General features: G+C 71.6%; 17 protein-coding genes, 1 tRNA gene and 1 pseudogene. 13 read left to right on the forward strand and 6 right to left on the reverse strand.

Going from position 1 to position 20,856, the window contains the following annotated elements; genetic code table 11:
- Nucleotides 1-86: 86 nt before the first annotated feature.
- The 3 genes and pseudogenes from ACFYNL_RS16615 to ACFYNL_RS16625 form a co-directional block, all read right to left on the reverse strand.
- Nucleotides 87-218: pseudogene (locus ACFYNL_RS16615) on the reverse strand (site-specific integrase); the annotation flags it as partial.
- Nucleotides 219-443: 225 nt separating this feature from the next.
- Nucleotides 444-528 (reverse strand) — tRNA-Ser (locus ACFYNL_RS16620).
- Between the two features lie 224 nt (nt 529-752).
- Complete coding sequence (locus ACFYNL_RS16625; protein WP_388803185.1) at nt 753-2,288, reverse strand: trypsin-like peptidase domain-containing protein; 1,536 nt, start codon at nt 2,286-2,288, stop codon at nt 753-755.
- A gap of 280 nt (nt 2,289-2,568) precedes the next feature.
- On the opposite strand from ACFYNL_RS16625, the gene ACFYNL_RS16630 reads away from it, so the two are divergent.
- The 3 genes from ACFYNL_RS16630 (at nt 2,569) to ACFYNL_RS16640 (ending at nt 5,432) form a co-directional block, all read left to right on the forward strand.
- Entirely contained in the window at nt 2,569-3,396 is an 828-nt protein-coding gene (locus ACFYNL_RS16630; RefSeq protein WP_388803188.1) for a glycerophosphodiester phosphodiesterase, read from the forward strand.
- 214 nt (nt 3,397-3,610) lie between these two features.
- On the forward strand, nt 3,611-4,249 hold the full coding sequence (locus tag ACFYNL_RS16635; protein WP_388803191.1) for an ATP-binding protein: 639 nt from the start codon (nt 3,611-3,613) through the stop codon (nt 4,247-4,249).
- A gap of 193 nt (nt 4,250-4,442) precedes the next feature.
- The gene (locus tag ACFYNL_RS16640; RefSeq protein WP_388803194.1) at nt 4,443-5,432 is read left to right on the forward strand and encodes a DUF5926 family protein; all 990 of its coding nucleotides are present in this window, start codon (nt 4,443-4,445) and stop codon (nt 5,430-5,432) included.
- A 241-nt stretch (nt 5,433-5,673) separates the two neighbouring features.
- Here the strand turns inward: ACFYNL_RS16640 and ACFYNL_RS16645 are convergent, their stop codons facing one another.
- Both ACFYNL_RS16645 and ACFYNL_RS16650 read right to left on the reverse strand, forming a co-directional pair.
- Nucleotides 5,674-6,291 carry a hypothetical protein gene (locus ACFYNL_RS16645; protein ID WP_388803197.1) on the reverse strand — a complete coding sequence of 206 codons (618 nt, stop codon included), beginning with the start codon at nt 6,289-6,291 and terminating at the stop codon, nt 5,674-5,676.
- Nucleotides 6,292-6,347: 56 nt separating this feature from the next.
- The gene (locus tag ACFYNL_RS16650) at nt 6,348-7,007 is read right to left on the reverse strand and encodes a bifunctional DNA primase/polymerase (protein ID WP_019757995.1); all 660 of its coding nucleotides are present in this window, start codon (nt 7,005-7,007) and stop codon (nt 6,348-6,350) included.
- 503 nt (nt 7,008-7,510) lie between these two features.
- Here ACFYNL_RS16650 and ACFYNL_RS16655 point away from each other — a divergent pair.
- From ACFYNL_RS16655 to ACFYNL_RS16675, 5 genes are all read left to right on the forward strand, one after another.
- Nucleotides 7,511-9,016, forward strand: coding sequence for a PP2C family protein-serine/threonine phosphatase (locus tag ACFYNL_RS16655; protein WP_388803200.1), 1,506 nt, complete (start codon nt 7,511-7,513; stop codon nt 9,014-9,016).
- Nucleotides 9,017-9,155: 139 nt separating this feature from the next.
- On the forward strand, nt 9,156-10,622 hold the full coding sequence (locus ACFYNL_RS16660; RefSeq protein ID WP_388803203.1) for an aminopeptidase P family protein: 1,467 nt from the start codon (nt 9,156-9,158) through the stop codon (nt 10,620-10,622).
- Nucleotides 10,623-10,724: 102 nt separating this feature from the next.
- The gene (locus ACFYNL_RS16665) at nt 10,725-12,071 is read left to right on the forward strand and encodes a PLP-dependent aminotransferase family protein (protein WP_388803206.1); all 1,347 of its coding nucleotides are present in this window, start codon (nt 10,725-10,727) and stop codon (nt 12,069-12,071) included.
- Between the two features lie 68 nt (nt 12,072-12,139).
- Complete coding sequence (locus ACFYNL_RS16670) at nt 12,140-13,369, forward strand: MFS transporter (protein ID WP_388803209.1); 1,230 nt, start codon at nt 12,140-12,142, stop codon at nt 13,367-13,369.
- A gap of 411 nt (nt 13,370-13,780) precedes the next feature.
- On the forward strand, nt 13,781-15,082 hold the full coding sequence (locus ACFYNL_RS16675; RefSeq protein ID WP_388803212.1) for a phosphatidylserine/phosphatidylglycerophosphate/cardiolipin synthase family protein: 1,302 nt from the start codon (nt 13,781-13,783) through the stop codon (nt 15,080-15,082).
- Nucleotides 15,083-15,094: 12 nt separating this feature from the next.
- Here the strand turns inward: ACFYNL_RS16675 and ACFYNL_RS16680 are convergent, their stop codons facing one another.
- Nucleotides 15,095-15,544, reverse strand: coding sequence for an ATP-binding protein (locus tag ACFYNL_RS16680; protein ID WP_388803215.1), 450 nt, complete (start codon nt 15,542-15,544; stop codon nt 15,095-15,097).
- A gap of 261 nt (nt 15,545-15,805) precedes the next feature.
- Here ACFYNL_RS16680 and ACFYNL_RS16685 point away from each other — a divergent pair, with 261 nt between their 5' ends.
- From ACFYNL_RS16685 to ACFYNL_RS16705, 5 genes are all read left to right on the forward strand, one after another.
- Nucleotides 15,806-16,642 (forward strand): hypothetical protein, encoded by an 837-nt coding sequence (locus ACFYNL_RS16685; RefSeq protein ID WP_388803218.1) that lies wholly within the window; start codon nt 15,806-15,808, stop codon nt 16,640-16,642.
- A 184-nt stretch (nt 16,643-16,826) separates the two neighbouring features.
- Nucleotides 16,827-17,564: a YcnI family protein gene (locus ACFYNL_RS16690; RefSeq protein ID WP_388803221.1), complete on the forward strand. Its 738-nt coding sequence runs from the start codon at nt 16,827-16,829 to the stop codon at nt 17,562-17,564.
- 75 nt (nt 17,565-17,639) lie between these two features.
- A complete protein-coding gene (locus ACFYNL_RS16695) occupies nt 17,640-18,293 on the forward strand; it encodes an SCO family protein (protein WP_388803224.1) in 654 nt (217 codons plus the stop codon).
- Nucleotides 18,290-18,736, forward strand: coding sequence for a copper chaperone PCu(A)C (locus ACFYNL_RS16700; RefSeq protein WP_388803227.1), 447 nt, complete (start codon nt 18,290-18,292; stop codon nt 18,734-18,736). Before ACFYNL_RS16695 ends, ACFYNL_RS16700 begins: the two co-directional genes overlap by 4 nt.
- 13 nt (nt 18,737-18,749) lie before the next feature.
- Complete coding sequence (locus ACFYNL_RS16705) at nt 18,750-20,855, forward strand: copper resistance CopC/CopD family protein (protein ID WP_388803230.1); 2,106 nt, start codon at nt 18,750-18,752, stop codon at nt 20,853-20,855.
- Nucleotide 20,856: the final 1 nt, after the last annotated feature.

The following is a 20,856-nucleotide window of genomic DNA, read 5'->3' on the forward strand; positions in this document are numbered from 1 at the left end:
TATCGACGCATATGCACCGCGCATAGACGGGAATTGGACACTGCGGCACAGCGCAACGCCCCTGACCGTGGGTCTGGCCAGGGGCGTCACAAGAGCACGGCGTCACCTCCGAGCCATGCATCGGTTGCTTCCGCCACCTGATCGTCTCGACCGCCGACCGGCCGAGCGTAGTGCCGAGTGGTGACGCTCGCGTTCGAGTGGCCGAGCCGGTGAACGGCTCTCTACCTCATCAAGTGCCCGCGCAAAGCGCGGGCTGGCCCCTTGGGGCCGCAGCGAGCTACGGCGCAGGGCGCGTTTCAGATCAGGAAGCCTGTTGATCGGGCGACCGTGCCCTTTCCGTGCCCGATCGAGCGGGGATCTCCGGGGAACTGCGGGCACTCACGGACAACCCACAGCACGACGGCCCCCGACCGTTTTACCTGGTCAGGGGCCGTTCAGCTGCGCGGTGGGTGTGGGATTTGAACCCACGGTGACTTGCGCCACGACGGTTTTCAAGACCGTTCCCTTAGGCCGCTCGGGCAACCCACCTCGCCCCGGCCCACCAGGGGCGGAGCGGGGTACAGCGTACCGGCCTCCGAGCTTGCGCGGGGTGTGTGGTCCACACGGGGGGCAGCGGCCCCGCGGATTCGAGGGCCGGGTGGCCGGGAGGCGAGGGGGGCGGGCGGGTGCCGTAGGGAGCCGGTGAGGTGCAGGGCACGCGCGCGTGCGGGGTGGTCCTGTCGGTACCCGGCGTACGCGCGCGTGCCGTGGCGTCAGCTGTCGCCCGTGCGGGCGCCCAGGGTGAGTTCGATCGTGCGGGACTTGCCGTCCCGCTCGTAGGTGAGCGTGACCTTGTCGCCGGGCTTGTGGGTCCAGATCTCGCCGATCAGGGTCGGGCCGGAGTCGATCACCCGGTCGTCGAGCTGGGTGATGACGTCGCCGGGCTTGAGACCGGCCTTGTCGGCGGGGCCGCCCGCCTCCACCGCGTCCGATCCACTGGCACCCTGCTCGGTGATCTTGGCGCCGTCGCCGGTGTCCTCCAGGGAGACGGAGGCACCGATCTTCGCGTAGACCGGCTTGCCCGTCTTGATCAGTTCCTGGGCGACGTACTTGGCCTGGTTGATCGGGATGGCGAAGCCGAGGCCGATCGAGCCGGACTGGCTGGTGCCGCCGAGGCCGTTGGCGGCGGACTGGATCGCGGAGTTGATGCCGATCACGTTGCCCTGCGCGTCCAGCAACGGGCCGCCGGAGTTGCCGGGGTTGATCGAGGCGTCCGTCTGCAGGGCGCTCATGTAGGAGGCGTTGCTGCCGGTGCCGTCGCTGGAGGCCACGGGGCGGTTCTTGGCGCTGATGATGCCGGTGGTGACCGTGTCGGAGAGGCCGAAGGGGGCGCCGATCGCGATCGTGGAGTCGCCGACCGCCACCTTGTCGGAGTCGCCCAGGGTGAGCGGCTTGAGGTCGGAGGGGGCGCTCTTGAGCTTGATGACCGCCACGTCGTAGCCCTGCGCGTGACCGACGACCTGGGCGTCGTACTTCTTCCCGCTCGGGAACGTCGCCGTGAGCTTGCCGCCGTCGACCGCGTCGGCCACCACGTGGTTGTTGGTGACGATGTGGCCCTCGGTGTCGAAGACGAAACCGGTGCCGGTGCCACCCTCACCGCTGCTGCTCTCGGCCTGGATCGTGACCGTGCTGGGCAGCGCCTTGGCGGCCACGCCCGCCACGGTGCCCGGGTCGCGCTTGACGGAGCCGCCGCTGTCGGGGGCGGAGACGGTCGTCGAGGAGGTGCTGTCGTCGTTCTTGGCCAGGGTGTAGCCGAGGCCACCGCCCAGCCCGCCCGCGACCAGCGCGGCGATGAGGACCGCGGCGAGCAGACCACCGCGCCCGCGGCCGGACTTCGGCGCCGGCTGCTGGTAGGTGCTGCCCCAGCCCGAGCCGGCGCCCCCGTCCATGCCCGAACCGCCTGCGACGGCACCGTTGTCGGCGTACGTGGGCATGGCGGCGGGCGGCGGGGGCGGCCAGGAGGCGTCGGGGGCCGAGCCCTGGTGGGCGGCCGAGCCCTGGTGGGCGGGCGGCTGAGTTCCGTTCGACGCGGTCGGAGCGGCGTACGGTTGGGCGCCGTGCCCGGCCGGCGGGGCACCTTCGGGACTCGCCGGGGCGCTGTCGGGCACCGGCGGGAGCTGAGCGGTCGGGGCGGCACCGCCCTCGGGGGCCGGGCGCTCCTGGGACGCCGGAGCAGCGGGAGCATCCACCGGCACGGGGGGTGCGGACGGGGCCGGGGGTACCGCGGCGCCCTGGTTCTCGGTGCTCACAGCTTCTCTCCTCGATCCACGGCTGTTGTCTTCGGTCGCACTCGGTCACGCCCGTTCACGCTTGCCAGTTTCTTCTGCGGCGGTCGGCGCGTTTCAGCTGTGCATGCCATTTATGTACGCCGTCAGCTTTTCCCACGGGCCGTCAGAGCACCATAAGCGGTCGCTGTGCGTCCGCGGCCAATCTTTATATCGGTTATCTGCGACTAAACGGGCACAATCCCAGCGCCCTCGCATCTCCTCCGGTCGCACGTCTACCCCTATGCGGTGGCACCATGACGCGGTGACCCAAGCACGGCAGCACCAGATCCGAGTCGTCGCCCACCGCGGAGCCTCCGAAGACGCTCCCGAGCACACCCTGGCCGCGTACAAGAAGGCGATCGAGGACGGCGCGGACGCCCTTGAGTGCGACGTACGCCTCACCGCGGACGGCCACCTCGTGTGCGTCCACGACCGACGCGTCAACCGTACGTCCAACGGGCGCGGCGCGGTCTCCGCCTTGGAACTCGCCGAACTCGCCGCGCTGGACTTCGGCTCCCGCAAGAACCGCGACTCCTGGATCAACCGCACCGAGGAGCCCGACTGGGAGGTCCGGCCGGAGGACCCCGAGGACACCTCCGTCCTGACCCTGGAGCGGCTGCTGGAGCTCGTCGCCGACGCGGGGCGGCGGGTGGAGATGGCCATCGAGACCAAGCACCCGACCCGGTGGGCGGGGCAGGTCGAGGAGCGGCTGCTGGTCCTGCTGAAGCGTTTCGGACTGGACGCTCCCGCCTCGCCCGAGGAGTCGGCGGTGCGCGTGATGAGCTTCTCGGCGCGCTCGCTGCATCGCGTACGCGCGGCCTCGCCGACCCTGCCGACGGTCTACCTGATGCAGTTCGTCTCGCCGAGGCTGCGGGACGGACGACTGCCCGCGGGCGTCCACATCGCGGGCCCCTCGATCCGGATCGTGCGCAACCACCCGACCTACGTGCAGCGCCTGAAGCGCGCGGGTCACCAAGTGCACGTGTGGACCGTGAACGAGCCGCAGGACGTCGACCTCTGCGCCGAGCTGGGCGTCGACGCCATCATCACCAACCGCCCGCGCGCGGTGCTGCGCCGGCTCGGACGCTGACACCCGCCGAAGGGTCTCGCGCGAGCCGCGGGGCGGGCCGTGGCGCGGGAACGGCACACAGGGAAACCCCTAAAACCTCATCAATCCCTGCGCAATCTATTGACCCCGCGGCCCCATCGGCCTCATCCTCCACTCTCGGCCACACCGTCGAGTTCCAGCCATCTCGATTACGGGGAGTGCTCCGGCGCGTTCGGTCCGTATTCGATCGTTGTGAATGCGTCGCCGGACCTTCAATGGCCGGTTTCCGGTACAGGCCAATGGGGCATCCACACCGTGGCGTGGGGCAAAGGAGGTCTCGGGGGTGGCGTTGGTGGTGGCACAGGAGGTGCCCACGTCGTCGAGCATGGCCGTACCCCATGGCCCTGCGGGCGTGGGGGAAGCGAGACACCGTATGCGCAGTCAGTTGCGCAGGGGCGGTGTGGCGGAATCGGTCATCGACGATGCCGTACTGATTCTTTCCGAACTCTTGAGCAACGCTTGCAAACACGGCCGGCCGCTGGGCGACGCGCTCGCCGGGGACGGTGACGTCCGGGCCGCATGGCGCGTGGACGCGAGCGGCAGGCTCACCGTGGAGGTGACGGACGGCGGCGGACCAACCCGCCCTGCTCCGGCCACGCCCTCGGTCACCGCGCACGGCGGCCGTGGGCTGAACATCGTCACCGCCCTCGCCGACGACTGGGGTGTCCGGGACGACGCCCGGGGCGAGGTCACCGTGTGGGTCGTGGTCCACGACGACGTTCATGATCCGGATGCCGGGCACCGCCGCGACGACTTCGCTACGCGCGTCGCGGCACCGGCCGTCGCCGCGATATCCGGCCTCGACTTCGCCGACGCCTTCGACGACCTGGACTGAGTGCACCGGATCCCTCGTCCGCGTTTCCAGTGGCAGACGCCGGTGTGCGGCGACCCGGCGGACTCGCGGCCGGTGTTCCACACCGGTCCGGCTCCGGCACGAGACGCGGGTTGTCCACAGGCTCCCGTCCGTGATGACGCGAACGGCTAGGCTCGCGCCGTACGAGACGAGCCGTAACCGGGAGACACCCACGATGGCCAAGAAGCGACCCCAGACCAAGGCCAAGCGCCCGCAGCTCAGCGATGCAGCCCGCGCGGGTGCCGCTGACGGGAACTTTCCGGTGGTCGGCGCGCGTGAACCCTGCCCCTGCGGCAGCGGCCGCCGCTACAAGGCCTGCCACGGCCGGGCCGCCGCGCAGGCGGTGACCGAGCTGGTGCAGCGCCCGTTCGAGGGGCTGCCCAGCGAGTGCGACTGGGTGGCCCTGCGTGAACTGGTGCCCGCGGCCACCGTCGAACTGGCCCTGAAGGGCGGCCTTCCCGAGGGCGTCCCGTCCGTCACCCTCGCCACCGTCCTGCCGATGGCCTGGCCCGCCCTGCGCCGCGACGACGGCTCGGTCCTGCTCGGCCTGCAGAACGACACGGCGTCCGGCGACATCAGCCGCGACCTCGCCGACACCCTGCAGCAGGCCCTCGCCGCCCAGCCCGGTACGCCGATCCAGGGCCGCCGCGCCCCGGCCGACGGCCCGCGACTGCAGGATCTGCTGGACCCCGAAGGCGCGTTCGAGCCAGTTGTGCACTCGGGCTTCGAGTTCTGGGTCCCGGACGCGGAGAACGCCACCGCGGAGGTCGCCGCCTCACTGGAGCGGGCCAACGCCGCGGCCATCCCGACCGTGAAGCTGACCGGCGTCGACGCCGCCTACTGGTGCGAGACGCCGGAGAAGAACCACCTGCGCTGGGTCATGCCGCACCCCGAGGAGCAGCTTCTGGACGCTCTGGCGCGACTGCACGCGGCGGGCAGGTCCAACCTCGGCGAAGGCACCCGGCTCGTCGGCTCCTTCCGCGCTCACGGCCTCACGGTGCCGGTCTGGGACCTGCCGAGCGGCGTCTCTGCGGAGGACGTGGAGAAGCCCGCGGCCGAGTTCGCCGAGCGCCTCGCCGCGGCATTGGCCACGGACGCTCCGCTGACCACGGACGAGCGGCGCGCGCGTGGCGGCCTGACCAACCGGCAGGTCACGCTCAGCTGAGGAGCGGCACGGAGTGGGGTTCGGCTGACCGACCGTTCAGCCGAACCGGCCGCGCGGGAGAGGTGAGTCCGATCACAACTCCCGTGTGGAGCAAGGGAATCCGTGACTGGAAAGGCGGGATCGAATTTGCGAACCGCCGATCTCTTGTTACCGTTCCATTAGCCCGGTTGCTGGTGCATCCCCCGTCGCCAGCAACCGGGTCTTTCCATGTGTGCGGTTGTTTACGGAACGACGCCGGATGTCAACCGCCCGTGGCGGCCCCGGAATTGTCCGGCTCGGAGTTGCTCGCCGAGCGCAGCAGCAGCGGCCCGGTACCGGCCCGCCTCGCGAACTCGGCGACCGCCGTGTAGGCGTCCGGCTTCCCCCGGGTGCGCTGCCGGGGCGTCTCGCACGTCGCCGGCTCGTCCTCGCCGCTCCCGGCGCACCGCATCTGGACCGTGCGCCCCTCCGGCCCCATGAGGCTCAGTACGGAGTCCAGCGCACCGCCGGTCGCGTTGCGGAAGTAGGTGCGTGCCCAGGTCTCCTTACCCTGGGTGAGGACGCAGGTCTGTGCCTCGATGCCCTCGGGCGAGGTGAGTTCGGGGCCGCAGCGGGCGGCGGTGGCCAGGCCCAGGCCGAGCAGCAGCGGGGAGTCGCCGGGCTCGGCTGAGGGCGCCTTGGCGTCGACGGCGGGGGAGGGACGGGCCGAAGGGCGCTCGGTCTTGCGTGACGTATGGCCCTGGGCGCGCTCCTCCTCGCCCACGGATCCTGCGGACGCCACGGCCAGCGGCAGCGCGACCGCGCACACCACGACCCCGGTGAGGGCAAGCAGACGAACTTTTCCAGAGCCCGGGCGGCGGGTCTCAGCGTGACGCGGCATACAGCGGAAGATAACGACCACGCGTGCGTGCGCCCTTCCGCGCGCGCCGGAGACCCCTACAACTCGGGTGCGCTCACACCCGTACGAGTGAGGGCCTCGACCACCGCGTCCACCACGGCCTCCACATCGGGCACCCAGGGTGAGGCCGAACCGGGCAGCGGGGCGCGCTGCCAGCTGATGGCGCCTTGGCCCGTCTCGGACGGGGGCAGGGCGAGATAGCCGCCCTCACCGTGGAAGCGGAGGGAGCCGGGGACGAAGTCCTTGGCGTACAGGAGTTCGCCGAGTTGCTCCATCGAGTACGGCTTCACCAGGATCGCCCAGCGCGACGGCGAGGCGACGACCGGGCCGAGGCGCATGCCCATCCGGTCGAGCGCGGTGAGCGCGTGCGCGGCCGGCAGGGCGGGGAGGCTGACCGCGCAGGGAGCCGTGCCGCCGGTGGCGAGGATGATCGGCGCCGTGGGGCGGTTGGTCCACCACCAGCGCACCATGCGCTCGTCGGTGGTCGCCGCGAGGAGAGCGGGGTCGAAGGGGTGCGCGCCGGGCACCGTGCACTCCGGGTCGGGACAGCCGCAGCGGGAGTGCCCCTGCGGGTGGGTCGTCACGCCCGGGAGTACGGGCCAGCGCCATTGCGTCGCGTAGGTCAGGGCCGCGCTGATCAACTCAGGCTTGCCGTCGCCACGCAGGAGCCTGCGTCGCCTTCCGAGGATCTCGCGCATGAGCGCTCGTTCCTTTCCGTTGCACCGCTGGCAACACCGTGGTCCACATCACATCATGTGTCGATCACTTCACTGTGCGTACCTGTTGGCGCATCACACCCCTGCCACGAGCAAGGGAAACCCCTATGGGCCGAGCGTCGGCTGCTTCCGCGGCAGCCTCGTCCATACTGCGTCTATCAAAAGCATGGGCGTGGCGTGGGGTGGCGAAGTCTGGCGTTTTGCCGTCCCCCGTATTTCTCGTCGCCTCCGCCGCGGGAGGATGGGGCACGGTCGTCGGTGGCTAAGACGCCCGGGTCCGTCACCAGGTTCCGGGTGGTCGTCAACCACCCCTGGCCTTCACCGAGTACGTACCCATCACGACCGTTGTGACGCTCCGTGGAGCGAAACCAGTCGACCGCAATACCCCGTTCCCTGAGGCAGTTTTAAGCCAACTTTGCCATTACGCAAGAGGTCCGAGACGACTACTCCGGTCTCCCACGGACACCAGGAATCCCAGCAGGACAATGCTGGACATCCCCTCACGAGTGCGTGTACATGTGGAGACACTGCTGGCGGCGCAGAATGACATGGGGGTTTGCGATGCTATTGAGCAATACGCACCGGTCGGAAAGCCGGACGCCATGAACGCCCCTCACCCTTCGAAAGTGGCCGGAATCGATTCGACGGTTCCCTCGCCCGCACACACTGTCGCGCCCGCGCCCGCGACCACCTCGTCGGTCCCCGCGCCGAACGCGCCCGGAGCCCTCCTCCAGGACCGGCTCGCCGGCTGGGTCTCCGATCTCACGACCCTGCACGAACTCACCGAACGCCTGGCCCGCACCGACTCCCTCGCCGATGCCCTGCAGGAACTCCTGCGCGCCGGTTCCGCCCTCGTGGGCGCCCGGCGCGGTCTCGTCGTCCTGGAACCGGCCGACGGACTCGGTCCCGACACGACCATCGGGCTCGGCCTCGCCCGCGCCGACCTCGGGCACATCGAGACCGTCCCGCGCAGCGCGACGTCGTACGGAAGGATCCTGGACGGGCTGCCGGGCGGTGACACCGAGATCGCCCAGCCCGATCTGCTCTCCGAGGACGGCCTCGACCCCCGCCACCGCGAGGTGGCCGCACGCCTCGGCTACGCCGCGAGCTACACCCTCCCCCTGTCCGCCGAGGGCGCCGGCCGCCTCGGCGCCGCCGTCTGGCTGTACGACGAGCCCGCCGAACCGGCGGAACGCCGGCGCCATCTCGTCGGCCTGTACGTCCGCTACGCCACCGAGCACCTGGCGCGGCTCCTCGACGTCGAACGCACGCGCGCGTGCATGAAGACGATGGCCGAGGAACTGCTCCCTTCCCGGCTGCCGCGCATGGCCGGCGTCCAGCTGGCCGCCCGGCACCGCACCGGGCCGCGCGGAGGCGGCGACTGGTACGACGCGCTGCCGCTGCCGGACGCCGCGCTCGGCCTGGCCGTCGGCTCGGTGACCGGCTCCGGCCCCAGCGCGGTGGCCGCGATGGGGCGGCTCAGGGCCAGCCTGCGGGCGTACGCCGTCATGGAGGGCGAGGATCCGGTCGCGGTCCTGTCCGACCTGGAACTGCTGCTCAGACTCACCGAACCCGCCCGCTCCGCCACCGCCCTGTTCGCCTACTGCGAGCCCTCCCTGCGCAAGCTCACGCTCGCCGGGGCCGGACACACCCCACCGCTGCTGATCGGGGAGCGTCGCACCGAGTTCGTGGAGACGTCCGTGTCCGCGCCGCTGGGCATGCTGGCCTGCTGGGAGGCGCCGAGCGTGGAGCTGACGGTGGAGGCCGGAGAGACGGTTCTGCTCTACACCGACGGACTGCTGCACCGTACCGGCGACGCCACGGACCGCGCGTTCGCGCGCCTGCACGCGGCGGCAGCCGGGGTACCGAGGGCGATCCGGCACGACCCCGACGCCGTCGTCGACCACGTCCTGCGGACCGTGCTGCCGAACGGGCTGGACCAGGCGGACAGCGAGGAGGACGTCGTGCTGCTGGCCGCGCGCTTCGAGTAGCGGCCCCTCGGCCACGCACCCATAACAGGCCCGTGACCCGCGCCATAGCAGCGGCGGGCAACCGGTCCTTCGCCCCTGGGCCCTCTCCTGTACGACCGTACGATGGAGACGGTCCAGTGCCGTATCGAGGAGGATGACCGTGGCCGACGAGCTCACCCCGGAGAACCCGGAGACCCCGGACGAGTCCGAGGAGCCGATCAAGCAGCGCAAGAACGGCCTGTACCCGGGCGTGTCCGACGAGCTCGCCGAGAACATGAAGTCCGGCTGGGCCGACACGGAGCTGCACGACCTGCAGCCGATCCCCCAGGCCGCCGAGACCGCCGCGCGGCGTGCCGCGCTGTCGGCACGGTTCCCGGGTGAGCGTCTGGTGATCCCCGCCGGCAACCTGAAGGTCCGCTCGAACGACACCGAGTACCCGTTCCGGGCGTCGGTCGAGTACGCGTACCTCACCGGCAACCAGACCGAGGACGGCGTCCTCGTCCTGGAACCCAGGGGCACGGGCCACGAGGCCACGATCTACCTGCTGCCCCGCTCCGACCGCGAGAACGGCGAGTTCTGGCTCTCCGGCCAGGGCGAGCTGTGGGTCGGCCGCCGGCACTCGCTCACCGAGGCGGAGAAGCTGTACGGCATCCCCGCGTCCGACGTGCGCGAGCTGGCGGACAAGCTCCGTGAGGCGACGGGCCCGGTCCGCGTCGTGCGGGGCTACGACGCCGGCATCGAGGCCGCGCTGACCGACAAGGTCACCGCCGAGCGGGACGAGGAGCTGCGGGTCTTCCTCTCCGAGGCACGGCTGGTCAAGGACGAGTTCGAGATCGGTGAGCTGCAGAAGGCCGTCGACTCGACCGTGCGGGGCTTCGAGGACGTGGTGAAGGTCCTCGACAAGGCCGAGGCGACCTCCGAGCGCTACATCGAGGGCACGTTCTTCCTCCGCGCGCGCGTGGAGGGCAACGACGTCGGTTACGGCTCCATCTGCGCCGCCGGTCCGCACGCCTGCACGCTGCACTGGGTGCGCAACGACGGGCCCGTGCGCTCGGGCGACCTGCTGCTGCTCGACGCGGGCGTCGAGACGCACACGTACTACACCGCCGACGTCACGCGCACGCTGCCGATCAACGGCCGCTACAGCGAGATCCAGAAGAAGATCTACGACGCCGTGTACGACGCCCAGGAGGCCGGTATCGCGGCCGTGAAGCCGGGTGCGAAGTACCGGGACTTCCATGACGCGGCGCAGCGGGTGCTCGCCGAGCGGCTCGTCGAGTGGGGGCTCGTCGAGGGGCCGGTGGAGCGGGTGCTGGAGCTCGGCCTGCAGCGCCGCTGGACGCTGCACGGCACGGGGCACATGCTCGGCATGGACGTGCACGACTGTGCGGCCGCGCGCGTGGAGTCGTACGTCGACGGCACGCTGGAGGCGGGCATGGTGCTGACCGTGGAGCCGGGTCTGTACTTCCAGGCCGATGACCTGACGGTGCCGGAGGAGTACCGGGGGATCGGCGTGCGGATCGAGGACGACATCCTGGTGACGGACGAGGGCAACCGGAACCTGAGCGCCGGGCTGCCTCGGCGGTCGGACGAGGTCGAGAGCTGGATGGCTTCCCTCAAGGGCTGATGCTGGATCGACGGCCGGGTACCCGCAGGGGTGCCCGGCCGTCGTCGTGGTCCGAGGGTGGTGGGGGCGGTCGAGCGTTCCCGCGCCGCAGAGGGGGGTTGTGTGGACCTGCACCTGGAGACCGACGCCGTCGAAGGGCGTCGGGCGGGGCTTGAGAGGGCCCTGCGGGATGCCGTGCGGGGCGGGCGGCTCGCGCCCGGGGAGCGGCTGCCCGCCACCCGGCAGCTCGCCGCCGAACTCGGCGTCTCGCGGAACACCGTCAAGGCCGCCTACGACCAGCTCGTCGCCGAGGGGTATCTGACCGCTCGCCAGGGGTCGGGGACCCGGGTCGCCGCGCTGCCCCCCGCCGACGACTCCGGGCCGCCCGAGGCCGCCGCACGCGCGCGTGCGCCACGCTTCGATCTGCGCCCCGGGAGTCCGGACGTGGGGGCGTTTCCGGCGGCCGCCTGGTTGCGGGCGCTGCGGCGGGCGATCGCGACGGCGCCGTCACTGGCGTACGACTACGGCGATCCGCGGGGGCGGATCGAACTGCGGACCGCGCTGTCGGGGTACCTGGGGCGGGCGCGTGGGGTGATCGCGCCACCGGAGCGGATCGTGATCACCTCCGGTTACGTACAGGGGCTGGCCCTGCTCACGCGGGTGCTGGACGGCGGCGTCGTCGCCATGGAGGACCCCGGGCTGCCGTTCCATCGGGACGTGGTGCGCCGGAACGGGGGCGTGGTGGTGCCCGTGCGGGTCGACGCGAAGGGTGCCCGGGCGCAGGAGTGGCGTGACTGCGCGGCGGTCGTCGTCACGCCCGCGCACCAGTACCCGACCGGCGTGACGCTCCACCCCGAGCGGCGCCGGGCGCTCACCGACTGGGCACGCGCGCGTGGCGGGCTGCTCGTCGAGGACGACTACGACGGGGAGTTCCGGTACGACCGCCAACCCGTGGGCGCGCTGCAGGGCATGGCGCCGGGGCAGGTCGTGTACATGGGGACGGCCTCGAAGACGCTCGGGCCCGCGCTGCGGCTCGGGTGGATGGTGCTGCCGCCGCAGCTGCTCGACGCGGTGGCCGACGCCAAGCTGCACAGCGACCATCACACCGAGTCCATCGGCCAGTTGGCGCTGGCGGAGCTGATCGACAGCCATGCCTACGACCGTCATGTGCGGGCCTGCCGGCTGCGCTACCGGCGGCGCCGGGATCAGCTTCTGCACCGGCTGGGGGCGCGTCGGCGTGTGAGGGGGATCGCGGCCGGGCTGCACGCGCTGGTGGAGGTCGACGACGAGGCGCGGGTGCTGGCGCGGGCGGAGGCGGAAGGGCTCGCCGTGGGGCATCTGGGCGAGCACTGGCATGCGCCGGGCGGCGAGGGGCGCCCGCAGGGGCTCGTCGTGGGGTACGGGACGCCTCGGCAGCGGGTGTACCCGGAGGCGTTGGAGGTGCTGGGGAAGGTGTTGGACGGAACCTGAACCGGGCCACTGAAACGCATGGCGATTGGGCCTGCCGAAGGGCCCACCGGGTCCCTAGCGTCGGTGGCATGACATCCCGCGCCCTGCCACCCGCCGGTCCGCAACGCGTCCTCGCCCTGGCCCAGTTGAGCAATTCGGTCGGAGACGGCGCCTTCTACACCACGTCGGCCCTGTACTTCACCCAGGTCGTCGGTCTCGCTCCCGCGCGTGTGGGTCTCGGGCTCACGGTCGGCTGGGCGGTCGGCTCCCTGGTCGGGGTTCCGCTGGGGCGGCTCGCCGACCGGCGCGGGCCGCGTGGTACGGCGGTGCTGCTGGCCCTGGCGACGGGGCTCGCGGTGGCGTCCTTCACGGTCGTACGGGGGTTCGTGCCGTTCGTGCCGGCCGTGTGCGCGTACGCCGCCGCGCAGTCCGGGCTCGCGGCGGCCCGGCAGGCGCTGCTGGCGGGGCTGGTGCCCGCCGGGGAGCGGACGGGGTTGCTGGCGCATCTTCAGTCGACGCTCAACGCCGGCCTGGCGGTGGGCGCGGGGCTGGGCGGGCTCGCCTTGCACGCCGGGACACGGACGGCGTACCTGGCGGTGTTCACGCTGGACGCGCTGAGCTTTCTCGTGTGCGCGGGGCTGCTGCTCCGGCTGCCCGCCGTGACGCCGGTGCCGAGCCGGCGGCAGGCGGGGCTCGGTGCGCTGCGAGACCGGCCGTACGCGCTGGTCGCGCTGCTCAACACCGTGTTGCTGCTGCGGCTTCCGCTGCTCAGCCTCGTCCTGCCGCTGTGGATCACCCGGCGGACGGACGCCCCGGCCTGGCTGGTCTCCGCGCTGTTCGTCCTCAACACCGGTGCGGTGGTGCTCTTCCAGGTCAGGGCCGCGCGCGGGGTCACGGGCCTGGCGACCGCCACGCGCGCGGTGCGCCGTGCGGGCTGGGTGATGCTGGCCGCGTGCGTGGTGTTCGCGTGGTCCGCGGGGGCCTCCCTGTGGGTGGCCGTCGGGGTGTTGCTGCTGGGGTCGGTGCTTCAAGTGGTCGCCGAGATGGGGCAGTCGGCGGGTTCCTGGCAGCTGTCGTTCGATCTGGCTCCGGAAGGGCGCGTCGGCGAGTACCAGGGCCTGTTCGGGACCGGCGTCACGGTCGCCCGCACCCTCGGCCCGCTCCTGCTGACGACACTGCTGGTGGAGTGGGGGACGCCGGGCTGGCTGCTGCTGGGCGGGGTGATGCTGGCGGCGTCGTACGCGATGGGACCGGCGGCGCGCCGGGCCGCCGGTCGCCGGTCGGCGGAGCGGGTCGGGCAGCCGGAGCTCGTGCAGTGACGGACGGCGAGCCGGGGGACATCGCCCGTGCGAGCAGCCCCCCCCCGTGGGACTCCACGCGCGCGTGCGGATCGGCGTCGACAGCGGCCGACGACTGTGCGCCCGCCGCGTCCGGATGCGCCCGCTCCTCCCTGGCGCCACGCGCGTGCCGTGGCGAGCGCGTCCGACGTCCGCCCGAGGCACGCAGAATCGCCCGAGGCACGCGCATCCGTTCCGTGCCTCGCCCCCGCGCCCCGGCGGGCCCGTCCTTCGCGGCTACCGAGGACCCGGGGAGCGCCTGCGTCCGTCGGGGGGGGGCTCACCCGTAGGGATCAGCGAGTTACCCCGAATGCGTATCTTCCGGTGGCTTTCCGACTCTCCCGGGCAAAGAGAACTGGTCACTTTCCCGCCCCGCCCAGGAGTGCGAAGACGATGACCCGTTCGCCTGTCCGCCCGCGCCCGACCCGGATCGCGCATCGGGTACTGCCCGCGGTGACCACCGTCCTGGCGCTGGTGGGCGCGCTCCTCCTGGGCGGGGCGACCCCCGCGGCGGCACTGACCAAGCCGGTCGTCAACGGGCCCGTGTTCAACGACCCGCTGGGCACCGCGGCCCAGCGCAAGGCGATCTTCACCCAGCTCGTCCGGCTGATCGACGCCACACCGGCAGGGGCGCGGATCCGTGGCGCCATGCACGAGTTCGCCGACCAGGAGGTCGCCACCGCGTTGATCGCCGCTCACGGGCGTGGCGTCGACGTCCGGCTCGTCCTGGACGACTCGACCTATGTGGGGCCCGACGGCACGGAGTTCGGCAACGTCCCCTACCGGACCCTCAGGGCCGCGCTCGGCACCGACACCGCCGCACGCTCCTGGGTGGTCGTCTGCGACGACCGGTTCGAGGACGCCGACGGGGTGGACGACGTGCAGCGCGGCTGCCTGGCCGTGGCCCCGCCCCGGCCCGCCTACAACCACAACAAGTTCTTCGTCTTCTCCCGGATCGGGCCCTTCGACGACGGCACCAGCTACTCCAGGGTCGTCTTCCAGACGTCCTCGAACCTCTCCGACTGGTACAAGGTCGAGTCCTTCAACGACGCCGTCACCTTCACCGACCGCAGGGTGTACGACGCCTACGTCTCGTACCACGACCGGCTCCGCCGGGGACGCACCCTCGCGGGCGGCGACAACGACGCGTACTTCTCCACCCCGACCGGCTCGACCTACCGCGGCTTCTTCTTCCCGCGCGGCGACACGTCGTACAACAATCCCGCCACCGACACCGTCGTCAACATCCTCGACGAGGTCGGCTGCACCTACACCGGCGCGGACGGACTGAGCCGCCGGACCGGCATCCGCATCCTGACGCACAGCTTCTTCGGCTCCCGCCGCCAGGTCGCGGACAAACTGGCGCAGCTGCGCGGCCGGGGCTGCTGGATCGACGTCGTCTACGCCGACAGCGACTCCGCGATCACCAGCCGGCTGGACGCCGCCGGGATCCGGCACCGCCGATGCCGCATCCCCAACGGGCCGGGGATCGACGTCCGCCCGCACAACAAGCAGATCCTGCTCAACGGCGACTACAACGGCAGCACCACCTGGCGGGTCTACACGGGCAGCGCCAACCTGACCGGGTCGTCGTTGCGCTCGGCGGACGAGGCGATCGTGCGGATCACCAGCGCGTCGTACCACGCGAGGTATCTGAGCGCCTTCCAACGGATCCGCTCCGCCTGCGGCGGCTGACGCCCGCGAGCACTACACCGCCATCAGCGGTGCGCCCTCTCTCCACTTGAGGATCTTGTCGAAGCTCACCACCGCCCCGCCCAGCCCCGGCTTGTTGCCGATCTGGACGTGGTCGGCGAGCTCCTCGATGAGGCAGAGCCCTCGGCCGTGCTCGGCCTCGGCGGGCACCGGGTGGGGCGTCAGGGGCGGGGCGGTGAAGCCGGGGCCCGAGTCGGCGACCTCGATGTGGCACTTCTCGCCGTCCAGATAAGCCGTGACGCGGTAGGCCTGGGGGGAGCCGTCGGGTGCCGTGTCACCGCCGTGCTCGACGGCGTTCGCGCAGGCCTCGCTGAGGGCCACGGAGAGGTCGTACGACACATCGGGGTCGACCCCCGCGGTCTCCATCGTGCCGATCAGCAAGCGCCGGGCGAGCGGCACGCTCGCGGCTTCCCGCCGCAGATGGAGTGACCACCAGATGCTCATGCTCCAGCCTCCTGGCCGCGGCTCGACATACCGATACGTATTGCCGCGAGTGCCCGGCCGTAAGCACATCATTGACGTGATGCCGCCCATATGGTCGATGCGCCCACGCATGAATCGGTGTATGTGGGGGCGGCCCACACCACAGGGTGACCTTCCGGTCGTATGGACCTCTATCCCCTCTCTTACCCCTGAACAGCTCGTACGTCGTCTTGCGGACCTGCCGTACGGCCGTCATGGGGCCAGTGCGATGATGAGCCCGCCATGACTGCCCCCCACCCGAACACGGTGCGCTCCGGAAGCGATCTCCGGATACTGCGGGCCGCGGTGTTCGCCGCGGTCTGCGTCGTGCTGGCCGCGGTGGGTCATGTGCTGGGCTCCTGCGCCACGATCCCGCTGTGGACACTGGGCGCGGGGTTCCTGGGGGTCCTCCTGGTCACCGTGCCGTTCGCGGGGCGTGAGCGCTCGCTGGCGGGGATCGGGGGGCTGCTCGCGGTCGGTCAGACGGTCCTGCACACACTCTTCGGGCTCGGGCAGCACGGGCCGGGTGCCGCAGCCTCGTCCGCGCCGGCCTCCGCCCTCCTGTCCGACGCGGCGCTCGTGGAGCAGGCCGCGCGACTCGTCTGCGGGACCACCGCGGCGGCGATCAGCCCCGCCCAGGCCCAGCAGATCCTCACCGAGGCGCGGCTCCAGCCGGTCACGGGGACGCACGCCTCGCACCGGGCGGCGGACACCCTGTCCACCGTCCCGGACTCCTACACCTCGCTCCTGCCGTCCCTGCCCATGGTGCTCGCGCACCTGCTCGCGGCGGTCGTCGCGGGGTGGCTGCTGCGCCGCGGGGACCTGGCCCTGCTGCGGATCGCCGAGATGCCGGCGCTGTCGGCGCACACGGTCGCCGAGGGGGCGTTCGTACGATCCCTGCGCGGGGCGCTCGCGCTGGTGCGCGCCCTGCGCGCCGGACTGCCGAGCGCACCCGAGGTGGGCCCGCGCGCCCCGCGCAGCGAGTGGTTCGGCCCGCCCGAACCCCCCACCCTCACCCTGCAGCACACGGTGATCAGGCGCGGCCCGCCGGCCGGCGCCGCACTCGTCCTCGCCGCCTGACGCGACGCGACCAGCACTCCACTTCGTGGGGTCGAGGGGCCGCCGTCGCGCGGCACGCGCGTGTACCCGTGTCTCGATCGGGAACGGCCCTTTCCCGCCTTTCCCGCATGATCGGGCACGTCTGCGCCCGCGTACTCCTCTTCACCACCGGAATCCAGATCTCACTCACAGTGGAGTGCTCAGCATGAAGGCCTCTCGTCTCGCCGCCGCAGGCACCCTCGCCGGCTCGGCCGTTCTCGCCTTGTCCGTCCCCGCTTTCGCCCACGTCAGCGTGCAGCCCGAGGGCACGGCCGCCAAGGGCGGTTACGCGGTCGTCGACTTCAAGGTGCCCAACGAGCGGGACAACGCCTCGACCACCAAGCTCGAGGTGACCTTCCCGACGGATCACCCGTTGGCCTCCGTGATGCCGCAGCCGGTCCCCGGCTGGAAGGCCGAAGTCACCAAGGACACCTTGGACAAGCCGCTGGAGATGCACGGCAAGAAGATCACCGAGGCCGTCACCAAGGTCACCTGGACCGCCGACGGCAAGGGCATCGAGCCCGGCTTCTTCCAGAAGTTCCCCGTCTCCGTCGGCACCCTGCCCGAGGACACCGACCAGCTCGTCTTCAAGGCGATCCAGACGTACTCCAACAAGGAGGTCGTGCGCTGGATCGAGGTGCCGCAGGAGGGCCAGGAGGAGCCCGACAACCCGGCGCCGGTCCTCGAACTGTCCGCCGCCGAGGAGGGCCACCACGGCTCGTCCTCCTCCGACAAGGCCGCCGACTCGAAGGACGCCGAGGCCGCCTCCGCCAAGACCGACGCCGCCGAGCCCGCCGACACCAGCGACACCACCGCCCGCGTCCTGGGCGTGGTCGGCATCGTCGTGGGCGCGCTGGGCGTGGCGTACGGCGTGCTCGCCGGCCGTCGGCGCACCGACGCCTGACCCTTACGGTTCACGGCGCGCGCCGGGGCACACCCCCGGCGCGTGCCGGAGCTCTCACCACTGGGACATCTCTCTATGCGCACGAAGACCCTCGCCGCGGCCGCCCTGCTCGCCGCCGTCACCCTCACCCTGTCCGCCTGCGGCAACGGCGACGACGGCAAGCAGCCCGTCACCGTTGTCTCCGAGGAGCCGAACTCCGACAAGGCCGCCATCGTCCTCGACAAGCCGTTCGAGAAGCCGGACCTCGTCCTCACCGACACCCACGGCAAGAAGTACGACCTCCGCAAGGAGACCGAGGGCAAGCCGACGCTGATCTACTTCGGCTACACCAACTGCCCCGACGTCTGCCCGCTGACGATGAACAACATCGCCGTCGCCAAGAAGCAGCTGCCCAAGGCCGAACAGGACGAGCTGCGCGTCGTGTTCGTCACCACCGACCCGGAACGCGACACCCCCTCCGCGCTCGGCAAGTGGCTCAAGGGCATCGACCCGCAGGTCGTCGGCCTGACCGGATCCTTCGACACCATCCAGGCCGGCGCCCGCACCCTGGGCATCTCCATCGACCCGCCGCACAAGGACAAGAGCGGCAAGACGGTCTCCACCCACGGCACCCAGGTCGTCGCCTTCTCACCGAAGACCGACGCCGGATACGTGCTCTACACCGAGGCCGCCGAGGTCGGCGACTACACCAAGGACCTCCCCAAGCTGATCAAGGGGGAGAAGCCGTGAGGCGTCTCGCTCCCGTGACCCTGGTGACGGCCGCGGCCCTGGTCCTGGCGGGATGCGGCTCCGGTGACTCGGGCGCCGAGCTGTCCGTCGGCGACGCCTACATGCCGCAGCCGGTCTCCGACTCCATGGCGGCCGGCTTCCTGACGATCACCAACGACGGCGACGCGAAGGACGAACTGACCTCCGTCACCAGCGACGTCGGCGACGTGACCACCCACGAGACCGTCGACTCCTCGATGCGGGAGGTCAAGGACATCGAGGTCCCCGCACACGGACAGCTCGTGTTCACCAGCGGCGGCAGCCACCTGATGTTCGAGAAGCTGAAGCGGAAGCCGAAGCAGGGCGAGAAGGTGACGGTGAAGCTCCACTTCGCCGAGTCCGGCACGGTCACCGTCGAGATGCCGGTGAAGTCCGCGACGTACACCCCGAAGACCGGGCACTGAGGGAGAGATCGCCTTGACCCAGACCATCGTCCCCCGCGTCCGGACCCTGGTGCTGCTGCTCCTGGCCGCCGCCGGACTGCTGCTCGCCGGTGCCGCACCGGTCTCCGCGCACGCCGCGCTGACCGGCAGCGACCCACGCCAGGGGGCGGTGGTGGACAAGGCGCCGGAACAGGTCTCGCTGACCTTCTCCGAGAAGGTGGCCCTCTCCGACGACTCCCTGCGCGTCCTCGATCCCAAGGGCAAGCGCATCGACCGCGGCGACCCGGCCAACCTCAGCGGCACCACCTACGCCGTGAAGCTGCACAGCGGCCTGCCCGACGGCACGTACACCGTCACCTACCAGGTGGTGTCCGAGGACAGCCATCCCGTCGCCGGCGCCTACACCTTCTCCATCGGCGCCCCCTCCCAGACCACCGTCTCCGTCTCCGACCAGGAGGCGGGCGGCGGACTCGTCGGCCGGATCTACGGCTTCGGGCGGTACGTGTCCTACGCCGGTTTCATCGTCCTCGTCGGCGGCGCCGCCTTCGTGCTGGCCTGCTGGCAGCGCGGATCGGGCGTGCGGGCGCTGCAGCGGCTCGTCGTCTCCGGATGGCTGGCCCTGACCGCCGCCACGCTCGGCCTGCTGCTCCTGCGCGGCTCGTACACCACCACCTCCAAAGTCGGCGACGTCTTCGACCTGGAGCTGCTCGGGCAGGTCCTGCAGACCAAGACGGGCGCGGCGCTGGTGTCCCGGCTGCTGCTGCTCGCCGCGGCGGCCCTGTTCATCGCCGTGCTGTTCGGGGCCTACGACAAGCGTGAGGAAGAGGAGAAGCGGGACCTCACCTTCGGGCTCGCGATCGGCGGGACCGTCGTGGCGGCGGGGCTCGCGGCGAGCTGGGCGATGTCCGAGCATGCCTCGACCGGGCTGCAGGCCGGCATCGCGATGCCGGTCGACATCGTCCACCTGCTGGCGGTCGCCGCCTGGCTCGGCGGGCTCAGCGCCCTGCTCGTCGCCCTCTACCGGGCGCCCGTCGACACGCCCGTCGAGGCGTCCGCCGTACGCCGGTTCTCCTACGTCGCGTTCGGCAGCGTGCTGACGCTGGTCGCGACCGGCGTCTACCAGTCCTGGCGGCAGCTCGGGTCCTGGTCGGCGTTCACCGGCACGCGTTACGGGCAGCTGCTGCTGCTCAAGATCGGGCTCGTGGCTCTGCTCGTCGGGATCGCGTGGATCTCGCGGCGGTGGACGGCACGGCTGGCGGAGACGGTGGTGCCGGGGCCACGGGAGGTTGCGGGCGCCGACGGGGACGCGGTCGGGGCCGGAGTCGGGGACGGGGACGGGCAGGAGACCCGCGGGCCGGAGACCCGCGAGCGGGAGAAGGCGGTCGGCGACGGAGGGGAGAAGGTGGGTGCGGGCGAGAAGGAGCACGCCGCCGCCCGGTCCAACTCCACGGCCGCCGCCTCCGCCTCCGCCCGGAAAACCGCCTCGGCCTCAGCCGAGAAACCCGCCGCGTCCGCCTCCGCCGAGCAAACCGCGTCCACCACCGGCGCGAACGACGAGGACTCCGAGCGTGCCGCCCAGCTCGCCCGGCAGCGGGACGCCATCGACGCGGCACGGCTGAAGCGGCAGCGGGACGCCGACCCCAACCGCTTCGGACTGCGCCGCTCCGTGCTCGCCGAGGCGGGTGTCGCCGTCGTCCTGCTCGCCGTCACCACCATGCTGACGTCCACCGAGCCGGGGCGTACGGAGGAGGAGGCCAAGGCGGCCGCCTCGTCCGCTGCCGCCGACGCCTCGTCGTCGGGGGCGCTGACGCTGGACATGTCCTTCGACACCGGCGGGGAGGACGGCAAGGGCGTCGTACGGATCGACCTCGATCCCGCGCGCGTGGGCGGCAACGAGATGCATGTCTACGTCCAGCGACCCAACGGCCGCGCCTTCGACATCCCCGAGGTGAAGATCGCCTTCACCCTGGAGGCCCAGGACATCGGGCCACTGCCCGTGGTCCCGGACCACATCGCCACCGGACACTGGTCGGCGAGCGGAGTGCAGATCCCCATGGCGGGCGAGTGGAAGATCGCCGTGACCGTGCGCACCTCCGACATCGACCAGACCACCGTCTCCAAGAACGCGCAGATCGGCTGAA

This window comes from Streptomyces sp. NPDC007808 (assembly GCF_042868655.1).
Classification (GTDB): domain Bacteria; phylum Actinomycetota; class Actinomycetes; order Streptomycetales; family Streptomycetaceae; genus Streptomyces.